Origin of the sequence: Pseudomonas sp. 18.1.10 (assembly GCF_024655625.1) — a bacterium.
GTDB lineage: Bacteria > Pseudomonadota > Gammaproteobacteria > Pseudomonadales > Pseudomonadaceae > Aquipseudomonas.
The window spans coordinates 1-9,154 of record NZ_JANLGL010000214.1 but is presented as its reverse complement, the minus strand read 5'-3'; the positions used below and the strand labels follow the sequence as shown (position 1 = coordinate 9,154).

Annotated in this window: 10 protein-coding genes; 4 read left to right on the top strand and 6 right to left on the bottom strand. The window is 61.0% G+C overall.

The annotated features are described in order from the left end of the window. Positions 1 to 67: 67 nt before the first annotated feature. From NUV89_RS24755 to NUV89_RS24745, 3 genes are read right to left on the bottom strand one after another with little or no spacing between them, the layout of a single operon-like run. Positions 68 to 655, bottom strand: coding sequence for an HAD family hydrolase (locus NUV89_RS24755; RefSeq protein ID WP_257783387.1), 588 nt, complete (start codon positions 653 to 655; stop codon positions 68 to 70). Beyond that, on the bottom strand, positions 652 to 1,521 hold the full coding sequence (tesB, locus tag NUV89_RS24750) for an acyl-CoA thioesterase II (protein WP_017737391.1): 870 nt from the start codon (positions 1,519 to 1,521) through the stop codon (positions 652 to 654). The genes NUV89_RS24755 and tesB overlap by 4 nt, the downstream gene beginning before the upstream one ends. A 38-nt stretch (positions 1,522 to 1,559) precedes the next feature. Continuing rightward, on the bottom strand, positions 1,560 to 2,129 hold the full coding sequence (locus NUV89_RS24745) for a GNAT family N-acetyltransferase (RefSeq protein ID WP_257783386.1): 570 nt from the start codon (positions 2,127 to 2,129) through the stop codon (positions 1,560 to 1,562). A 75-nt stretch (positions 2,130 to 2,204) separates the two neighbouring features. On the opposite strand from NUV89_RS24745, the gene NUV89_RS24740 reads away from it, so the two are divergent. Together NUV89_RS24740 and NUV89_RS24735 are read left to right on the top strand one after the other, a co-directional pair. Then, positions 2,205 to 3,125, top strand: coding sequence for a histone deacetylase (locus tag NUV89_RS24740; RefSeq protein WP_257783385.1), 921 nt, complete (start codon positions 2,205 to 2,207; stop codon positions 3,123 to 3,125). A gap of 171 nt (positions 3,126 to 3,296) precedes the next feature. Next, complete coding sequence (locus tag NUV89_RS24735) at positions 3,297 to 4,559, top strand: TIGR03862 family flavoprotein (protein ID WP_257783384.1); 1,263 nt, start codon at positions 3,297 to 3,299, stop codon at positions 4,557 to 4,559. Between the two features lie 162 nt (positions 4,560 to 4,721). Here the strand turns inward: NUV89_RS24735 and NUV89_RS24730 are convergent, their stop codons facing one another. The 3 genes from NUV89_RS24730 to yedA all read right to left on the bottom strand — a co-directional run bounded on the left by NUV89_RS24730 (position 4,722) and on the right by yedA (position 7,713). After that, entirely contained in the window at positions 4,722 to 5,243 is a 522-nt protein-coding gene (locus NUV89_RS24730) for a hypothetical protein (protein ID WP_257783383.1), read from the bottom strand. A 191-nt stretch (positions 5,244 to 5,434) separates the two neighbouring features. Then, positions 5,435 to 6,769, bottom strand: coding sequence for a DEAD/DEAH box helicase (locus NUV89_RS24725; protein WP_257783382.1), 1,335 nt, complete (start codon positions 6,767 to 6,769; stop codon positions 5,435 to 5,437). Between the two features lie 47 nt (positions 6,770 to 6,816). Further along, a complete protein-coding gene (gene yedA / locus NUV89_RS24720) occupies positions 6,817 to 7,713 on the bottom strand; it encodes a drug/metabolite exporter YedA (RefSeq protein WP_257783381.1) in 897 nt (298 codons plus the stop codon). 160 nt (positions 7,714 to 7,873) lie between these two features. Here yedA and NUV89_RS24715 point away from each other — a divergent pair, with 160 nt between their 5' ends. Both NUV89_RS24715 and NUV89_RS24710 read left to right on the top strand, forming a co-directional pair. After that, complete coding sequence (locus NUV89_RS24715) at positions 7,874 to 8,335, top strand: Lrp/AsnC family transcriptional regulator (RefSeq protein WP_257783380.1); 462 nt, start codon at positions 7,874 to 7,876, stop codon at positions 8,333 to 8,335. Between the two features lie 441 nt (positions 8,336 to 8,776). Continuing rightward, positions 8,777 to 9,073 carry a DUF3077 domain-containing protein gene (locus NUV89_RS24710; protein ID WP_257783379.1) on the top strand — a complete coding sequence of 99 codons (297 nt, stop codon included), beginning with the start codon at positions 8,777 to 8,779 and terminating at the stop codon, positions 9,071 to 9,073. The last annotated feature ends 81 nt before the right edge of the window (positions 9,074 to 9,154 follow it).

The following is a 9,154-nucleotide window of genomic DNA, read 5'->3' as shown; positions in this document are numbered from 1 at the left end:
AATATGCTGACTGATCCACCGCATTCGCGAGCAAGCCCGCTCCCACATTTGATCTGCAGAGGCCGATCTAGATCATCCGGCGCAACACCGCGCAATCCTCGGCATGCCAATCCACCAGCTCCGGCCACGGGTTCTCCGGCAAATTAACCAACACCGTGCGCGTCCCCGCCGCCCGGCCGCAATCCAGGTCAAAGCGGTAATCCCCGACCATCACCATCTCGCCCGGCGCCACGTCCCACGCTGCAGCCAGTTTCAACAACCCATCAGGGTCCGGCTTCGGCTTGGCATCATCACGCCCCAGCACATCTTCGACCGCAAAGCAGTCCGCCAAACCAATCGCTTGCAGGGTGATGTGGGCCAATTCCCGCGCATTGCGGGTCAGGATGCCCAGACGATAACCACGCCCGGCCAGCTCACGCACCAACTCCACGGCGCCCTCTGCGGCCACCGAACCCAGCGCCAGCTCGCGCTCATGCTCCAGCAGCCACGCATGCTTGGCCACCGCAACCTCCTTGGGCAACGCGGCCAGGTGGGTGAGGATGTCGTCCTCAGGCGGAATCTCCAGCACCTCGCGAATCGCCGCAAAATCATGCACGGCCACCGTGAGGGTGCCGTCCATGTCGAATACCCAGTGTTTAACGTCTGACAGGCTCATGCCCAATCCTTGCGATGGCGGATCAAGCCTTCCTGGGTCACCGACGCCACCAGTTGCCCGGCGCGGTTGTACACGCTGCCCCGGGAGAACCCACGGGAATTGCCGGCCCACGGGCTGTCCATGGCGTACAGCAACCAGTCGTCGGCACGCAGGTCGGCGTGGAACCACAGCGCGTGGTCGAGGCTGGCGACCTGCATGTCTTTCTGCCATACGGTCTTGCCATGGGGCAGCAGCGAGGTGGTCAGCAAACCGAAATCCGACGCGTAGGCCAGCAGGTATTTATGCAGTGCCGGCGTGTCGGCCAAAGCGCCATCGGCACGAAACCACACGTACTTGACCGGGTCGGACGGCTGCGGGTTGAACGGGTCTTTTTCGGTCACCGGGCGCACTTCGATGGGCTTGGGGCACAGCAGCTTGTCGCGCATGTGCTCGGGGATCAGGTGCGCGCGTTGCTGGGTCAGCTCCAGCTCCGACGGCAGGTTTTCCGGGCCGACCACCACGGGCATGGTGCTCTGGTGCGAGAAGCCTTCTTCGTCGTACTGAAACGAGGCGCTGCAGGTGAAGATCGGGTGGCCCTTCTGGATCGCGGTGACGCGGCGCGTGCTGAAGCTGCCGCCATCGCGCACACGGTCCACCGAATACACCACCGGCAACTTTGCATCGCCGGGGCGCAGGAAATAACCATGCAGGGAGTGCACGTGCCGCGCTTCTTCTACGGTCTGGCTGGCCGCCGACAGCGACTGGCCGAGCACCTGGCCGCCGAACAGTTGGCGAAAACCCAGGTCCTGGCTGCGGCCGCGAAAGAGGTTTTCCTCGATCGGCTCCAGGGTCAGCAGGTCCACCAGATCTTCCAATACTTGGCTCATAGAGCAACTCCTACAATCTATGGGGCATTCCGGGCTGCTTATCCGTGCAGCGTGTCCAACCATTGGGCGCGGGTGATGCGGTACAACACATGATGGCGCAGCGGGTCATCGGCTGCGACCTTGGGGTGTGCAAAATCTGCCTGGGGATCGTAATGCATACCGATGGCCTGCATGACTTTTTGTGAGGGCATGTTGGCTTCGGTGGTGAAGGCGACGATTTCATCCAGTTGCAAGCGATCGAATCCCGCGCGCAATGCGGTCCAAGCCGCCTCGCTCGCGTAACCCAGGCCCCAATGCTCGCGGGCCAGGCGCCAGCCGATCTCGACCGCCGGGGTGAATGCCGCGTCAAAGCTGACATTCAGCAGCCCGGTGAGGCCGATGAACTCGCCTGTATCCTTGCGTTGCAAGGCCCACAGGCCAAAACCGTATTCGGCGAAGTGGCCGCGAATCCGCCCGATCAGCGCGGCGCTTTCCAGGTGGCTCAACTTGGCCGGGAAGTAGCGCATCACCTGGGCGTCGGCGCACATGCGCGCAAACTCCGGCAGGTCGCTGTCGCGCCATTGGCGCAGCACCAGCCGTGCACTTTCCAGTTCGAGTATCGGCTCCATGGGTCCCCTCCCTTGCGATGTGCGTGAGTGTACAACGCGGGTAAGATCCGTCGCAGGTTCCCATCAGAAAATCCCATGCCTTTGCCACTGATCTACCACGACGACTACAGCCCCGAGTTCCCGGCGGACCACCGCTTCCCCATGGACAAGTTCCGCCTGTTGCGTGACCACCTCGTGTCCAGCGGGCTGACCGAGGACAGCCAACTGCTGCGTCCGCAACTGTGCCCACCCGAGATCCTGGCCCTGGCCCATGACCCCGGCTACATCGCACGCTACATGGGCGGCGAACTGTCCCGCGAAGACCAGCGCCGCCTCGGCCTGCCGTGGAACGAAGCCCTGGCCCGGCGCACCGTGCGTGCGGTCGGCGGTTCGATCCTCGCCGCCGAACAGGCGCTGGAACACGGCCTCGCCTGCCACCTCGCCGGCGGCACCCACCACGCCCACTACGATTACCCGGCCGGCTTCTGCATCTTCAATGACCTGGCGGTAATCAGCCATTACCTGCTGGCCAGCGGCCGGGTCAACCGCGTACTGATCTTCGACTGCGACGTGCACCAGGGTGATGGCACCGCACGCATCCTCCACGACACGCCGGACGCCATCACCGTGTCGCTGCACTGCGAAAAAAACTTCCCCGCACGCAAGGCCCAGAGCGACTGGGACATCCCGCTGCCCATGGGCATGGGCGACGCCGATTACCTCAAGGTGGTGGACGACGCGCTCAACTACCTGCTGCCGCTCTACCAGCCCGACCTGGTGCTATACGACGCCGGCGTCGATGTGCACAAGGACGACGCCCTCGGTTACCTCAAGCTGACAGACCAAGGCGTCGCCGCCCGTGATGAAAGCGTGATGCGCCACTGCCTGGGCCGCGACATCCCGGTGATGGGCGTGATCGGCGGCGGCTACAGCAAGGACCGCCCTGCCCTGGCGCGGCGCCACGGCATCCTGCACCACAGCGCGCAACGGGTGTGGGCGTCATCAGGTTGTCATTGACGTGTGGGTGTTACCCACAATGCCTGTGGAACGGCCTGTGGATAACTTGAGCGTAAGGCGCTGTGAGCCAGTAACTGTATAGCTTGTAGGAAGCTGTACGTTTTTTGATCAGTCGTTTGCGTTGTCGTCGGGTAGAATGCTCACCCTGTTTATTCGACCGTAGCCCTTGCCATGCCCCAGACCCCACCTCAACACGTCACCATCATCGGCGGCGGCCCTGCCGGGCTGATGGCCGCCGAAGTCTTGAGCCAGGCGGGGCTGCGCGTGGACCTGTATGACGGCATGCCATCCGTGGGGCGAAAATTCCTGCTGGCCGGCGTCGGCGGCATGAACATCACCCATTCCGAGGCTTACCCGGCGTTCCTGTCGCGCTATGCCGAACGCGCACCACACATGGCGCCGTTGCTGCGTGGGTTTGGTGCCGAGGCGTTGTGCGAATGGATACATGGGCTGGGTATCGAAACCTTCGTCGGCACCTCCGGCCGGGTATTTCCTACCGATATGAAAGCCGCGCCGCTGCTGCGTGCTTGGCTCAAGCGCCTGCGGGACCAGGGCGTGGTTATCCACACCCGCCATCGCTGGACGGGCTGGAATGCCAGCGGTGATTTACTTATCCACAGTCCCGAAGGCGAAAAAACTGTCCACAGCGACGCGGTGCTGCTGGCCCTCGGTGGCGGCAGTTGGTCGCGCCTGGGTTCCGACGGTGCCTGGCTCAAGGTGCTGGAAGACAAAGGCGTGCGCAATGTGCCGTTGCAACCCAGCAACTGCGGCTTCGAGGTGTCGGCCTGGAGCGAGTTGATGGTCAGCAAATTCGCAGGCGCACCGTTGAAAAACGTCGCCATCGGCTTGGGTGACGACAAACCTCGGCTCGGCGAGTGCGTCATCACCGCCACCGGTATCGAGGGCAGCCTGATCTACGCGCTGTCTGCGCCGATTCGCGAGGCGATCAACCAGACCGGTTCGGCCACTGTGCATATCGACCTGTTGCCGAGCAAGCCTGTGGACAAGATTCAAGCCGCGCTGGCCAAGCCCCGTGGCTCGCGTTCGATGAGCAAGCATTTGCACAGCCAGTTGGGGCTGGATGGCGTGAAAGCAGCCCTATTGCGGGAGTTGGCGCCAGCTGAGCACTTCAACGACCCGGCGCGCCTGGCTGTGGACATCAAGGCTTTGCCGCTGACGCTCGTGAAAACCCGGCCAATGGATGAAGCCATCAGCACCGCCGGCGGCGTACCGTTCGAAGCGCTGGATGAGCGCTTGATGCTCAAGCAATTGCCGGGGGTGTTTTGTGCGGGGGAGATGCTGGACTGGGAAGCGCCGACGGGCGGGTATTTGTTGACGGGGTGTTTTGCCAGCGGGCGGATGGCTGGGCGTGGAGTACTCGAGTGGCTGGGGCAGAGCGCCCCAGGCGCCCGCCACATGTTGCAGGACAAATAAACTCAACAACCGCCGGCAAGAATTAAACTCAGTAATCCAAAGAGCGACTTGTATGGGTTGTTCCAAACCAGCCTGATGCGATCGAACCACAATGTTTCCGCGCACGGCCAAAGCACGCGGCCCGGCACGTGCGCGGCAGCTCTAGACCCTATACATCAGAGCTTAATCGTGTATTGAGATTGCCGGATAGGCCCGATCGAAATCTGATATTTCCTTAATCAAGAAAGCATCGTCTTCAGGGAGGATAGACTTCAGCTTTTCTATGTATTCGAGATGCGCAGCGTGACGTGCAAAAGGGTCCTCGTCTTCCAGGCGCGCATCATTGGCTTTGAAGGCACGACTAAGAAGCATGGCTCTTTCTTGACTTTTAAAAACCAAATCCTCCAAAGCCTTTCCAAACTTTTCCTCTTGATCGGGCTGTGGCGGTACAACTTTTTTAAGCAACGCAATATAGTTCCTGAGGGCCACAATTGCCGGGCCAGAGTCACCGTTCCCCAGATGCCCCTCATAGGCTGCGTATGCGTTTTTCATTTGTGCCGCTAACGGCTGATGATTGACTCTATTCTCTTCGCGTTGATCTTTCTTGTCGGCTTCAATTTTTGCATGAACAATCCCTGCCGCCGCCGCAATGGCGAGTCCAAATGTAGCCTCGATCATACTAACCTCCCATTCAATACCTGCCATCTATCTGACCAGGTAATAAGTGGTTAGCTACGCGATTGAGTTCCAGCCCTCTAGGCGAAACACCATCACCAAGTACGCCCACACATAGAGCGGCCGGTGCCATTGGCAACCTATAAATCGTAAACAGCTTAATCGTGACCTGTATCCAAATGAGCGGCATTGCGCCGCCCACCCTGTGCCCTAATCGTTACTTACTTCTTCTTGCGCGGCCCGGTATTGAACACCGGCACCTTGCGCACCGGCTTGATCGAAGGCTCCGACGGCGCCACTTCCCCGCTGTCCACCCACTTGCCCAGATTGCGCTTGCCGCCACCACCCGACGCCTTTGGCTTCTTCGGTTTTTTCGGCTTCTTCACCACCTGCCCGCTGGCATCGGTGTCCGGCACGCGGTGTTCGGGTTCGAAGTCCTGCTCCATCTTGCGGGTCAACGTCTGACGCGTGAGCATCTCGATGGCCGACAGCATGTTCACTTCATCGGCACACACCAGGGAAATGGCCTCACCGGTGTTGCCCGCACGGCCGGTTCGGCCGATGCGGTGGATGTAGTCCTCGGCCACGATCGGCAGGTCGAAGTTGACCACCAGCGGCAGGTCTTCGATATCCAGGCCACGGGCCGCCACGTCGGTGGCCACCAGGATCTGCACGTCGCTCGACTTGAAGCGGTCCAGCGCACGCTGGCGGGTGGCTTGGGGTTTGTCGCCATGGATGCCGTCGGCGTTGATGCCCAGGCCCTGCAACTTGTCCACCAGCGCATCCACACCGTTACGGGTCTTGGCGAACACCAGCACCTGCTTCCAGCGGCCTTTGCGCATCAGGTGCACAAACAGCTCCGGCTTGCGCTTCTTGTCCACCGGCACCACCCACTGTTTCACGGTGTTGGCGGCGACGTTGCGCGGGCTGACTTCGATGCTCAGCGGGTCGTTGAGCATCTGCCCGGCGAGCAGGCGGATGTCATCGGAGAACGTCGCGGAGAACAGCAGGGTCTGGCGCTTTTTCGGCAGCATGCGGTAGATGTTCGCCAGCTCTTCCGAGAAGCCCAGGTCGAGCATGCGGTCGGCTTCGTCCAGCACCAGGGTTTGCAGCTGATTGAGCTTCAGCGCGTTCTGGCGGAACAGGTCGATCAGGCGGCCAGGGGTGGCGACCAGGATATCGACGCCCTTGCGCAGCTTCATCATCTGCGGGTTGATGCTGACGCCGCCGTATACCGCATAAGTGGTCAGCGGCAGGTTTTGCGCGTACTCGGCGACGCTGGCGTGAACCTGCTCGGCCAGCTCGCGGGTCGGGCACAGGATCAGCGCACGTGCCGAGTTGGCGGCGACTTTCGGCCCTTCCAGGGTCAGCAGTTGCAGCAACGGCAAGGCGAAACCGGCGGTCTTGCCGGTGCCGGTCTGGGCCGCGGCCATCAGGTCGCGACCGGCCAACACCGCCGGAATGGCTTGCGCCTGCACCGGCGTCGGGGTCTGGTAGCCAAGCGTCTCAAGGGCGCGCAGCAAGGGTTCGATCAGGCCAAGGGAGGCGAAAGTCATGTAGTTACCGTAGGAAAATTCAGCGCAAGCACGCAATGCGCCGCAGTTTACCTTATTTCGGGCTTGGGCTTGCGCCACTGGGGCAGGCTGATAAGCAAGACCGCGCTGATAATCACCAGCATCGCCAGGGCTTCTTCCATGCCGATGGTTTCGCCGACGAATACGATCCCGAGCAACACCGCCACCGCCGGGTTCACATAGGCGTAACTGGTCGCCGCTGCCGGACGCACGTGTTTAAGCAGGTACATATAGGCGTTGAAGGCGATGATCGAACCGAACACAGCCAGGTAGGCCAGGGCCAGCCAGCCTTCCAGCGGCGGCATGGCGTTCAAGCGTTCACCGGTCAGCGCGCTGCCGATCAGCAGCGTTACGCCCGCCACCAGCATCTCCGCCGCACTGGCCATGGCGCCCAGGGGCAACGGCAAGCGACGGCTCCACACCGAACCGAACGCCCACGAAGCGGCGGCAAACAGCAGCAACGCGGCGCCCATCGGGCTCGATTGCAAGGTGCTGCCCATGTTGAGCATGGCAATGCCGGCGATCCCCAAAATCACACCGGCCCATTCCAGACGGGTATTACGTGCGCCCCAGAAATACCCACAGAGCAAGGTAAACAACGGCACCGTCGCCACCGCCAGCGCGGCCACGCCGGACGACACCCCGGAATGCTCGGCCAACGTCACCGCGCCGTTGCCGAAGGTCAGCAGCAAAATGCCGATCTTCGCGCACGCCTTCCACTGCTCCCACGTCGGCGCCGGCACCCCGCGCCAGCGCAAATAGCCATACATCACCGCCCCCGCCGCCAAGAAGCGAATCCCGCCGAGCATCAGCGGCGGCCAGTACTCCACGCCGATGCGGATCACCAGGTAGGTGGAACCCCAAATCACATACAACGCAAAAAAGGCGGCGATCAACGGTAAGGGAAAGCGACTTGGGCCAGGCATTGGGTGGCTCTATGGCAGGAGATGGGATGCTTATTCTAAAAAGGCAGGCCTATAAACATAAGTTACAAAACCTGTTTAAACCGCCCATACACTTTTCAAAGCATGGTTATGAGGGCTATAACCCATGCTTTCGAAAGCCACGCGTGACTGGAGCCTTATCATGGACAAATACGACCGCATGCTCCTCAGCGCCCTGCTCGAAGACGGCCGTGCGTCCTACGCGCAACTGGCGCGCACGGTGAACCTCTCGGCACCGGCCGTGGCTGAGCGCGTGGCCAAATTGGAGGCCAGCGGGGTGATTACCGGGTATCAGGCCAAGGTGGACCTGTCCAAAGTCGGTTTGCCGATCCAGTGTGTGATTGAACTGCGGTTGACCAACCACGGCAGCCAGAAGGTTTACGACGCCCTGGCGGAAATTCCCGAGCTGACGGAATGCCATCGGGTGACGGGCGACCCGTGCGTGATTATGCAAGCGGCGGTGGGTTCGATGCCGGAGCTGGAAAACTTGATTAACCGGGTGGCGAAGTTCGGGTTCAGCAAGACGTCGATCATCTTGTCGAGTGCGATAGAACGGCGGGTGCCGCTGGCGCAGTTGGAGGGCAATGGGAAAAATGGTGGCTGACACCGATCGTTCCCACGCTCTGCGTGGGAACGATGAACAGAAGGGTCTTAGGCAACTAGAGGATTAAGCCTACTGACAATTCAGAGCCGGGCCTCAAAGTGCTGAATTATCAATGGCCAGCAAGACCGATCTCTTTCATTTGAGGGATGTTTCCTAGAGAATTCCACGGCCTTGTTTACGTCGGATCAGGTAGATAGTCTCGCCCAGTCATCGAATATTCGGTGATCGGACGTGCAAGTCCGACGACGGCAATACGCAACAGCCTTAGCTCCCAACGCCTGCTTTTTACTGCAGGCGTTAGTTCGTTATGGCAGCTGTACGCGGGAGATCTTCGGATCTACCGGACACCGTCACGGTCTTGCACACCCGCGTACTGCTGCCACCCTAAATTCGTGTGCAAGCGAACGGTTGCAGCTTCTTACCTGACGGAGAGGCTACATCATGATTAAAGTAACCCCAGATCCACCCAGCTTCCTCAGCGAAGACGCCCTGCTCCACCGCCGAGCCATCGACTACTACCTCAAAGCCTCCGCCCCGGATGCGCCCAATTTCATCCTGAATGACAACCTGAGCTTCGAAGACGCCCTCGCCCATGCGGCAGATTTGCTGCATTGCGCGGTGGAGACAGCGCACTCATCGGCAGAATCAATGAATGTGCAGCAGCGCGCAGTGATGCATTTGGTAGAGATGGCGAAGGTGGTCGTGGATCAGGCGCTGGACTGCACACAGTCTCGATGAACGACGCATAACCCCTGTGGGAGCGGGCTTGCTCGCGAAGGCGGTGTGTCAGCCAATACATCTGGCGACTGGTACACCGCC

Coding starts and splice junctions, on each gene's coding strand:
- NUV89_RS24755 (WP_257783387.1), bottom strand. CDS start 655: ATGAGCCTGTCAGACGTTAAACACTGGGTATTCGACATGGACGGCACC.
- tesB (WP_017737391.1), bottom strand. CDS start 1,521: ATGAGCCAAGTATTGGAAGATCTGGTGGACCTGCTGACCCTGGAGCCG.
- NUV89_RS24745 (WP_257783386.1), bottom strand. CDS start 2,129: ATGGAGCCGATACTCGAACTGGAAAGTGCACGGCTGGTGCTGCGCCAA.
- NUV89_RS24740 (WP_257783385.1), top strand. CDS start 2,205: ATGCCTTTGCCACTGATCTACCACGACGACTACAGCCCCGAGTTCCCG.
- NUV89_RS24735 (WP_257783384.1), top strand. CDS start 3,297: ATGCCCCAGACCCCACCTCAACACGTCACCATCATCGGCGGCGGCCCT.
- NUV89_RS24730 (WP_257783383.1), bottom strand. CDS start 5,243: ATGGCAGGTATTGAATGGGAGGTTAGTATGATCGAGGCTACATTTGGA.
- NUV89_RS24725 (WP_257783382.1), bottom strand. CDS start 6,769: ATGACTTTCGCCTCCCTTGGCCTGATCGAACCCTTGCTGCGCGCCCTT.
- yedA (WP_257783381.1), bottom strand. CDS start 7,713: ATGCCTGGCCCAAGTCGCTTTCCCTTACCGTTGATCGCCGCCTTTTTT.
- NUV89_RS24715 (WP_257783380.1), top strand. CDS start 7,874: ATGGACAAATACGACCGCATGCTCCTCAGCGCCCTGCTCGAAGACGGC.
- NUV89_RS24710 (WP_257783379.1), top strand. CDS start 8,777: ATGATTAAAGTAACCCCAGATCCACCCAGCTTCCTCAGCGAAGACGCC.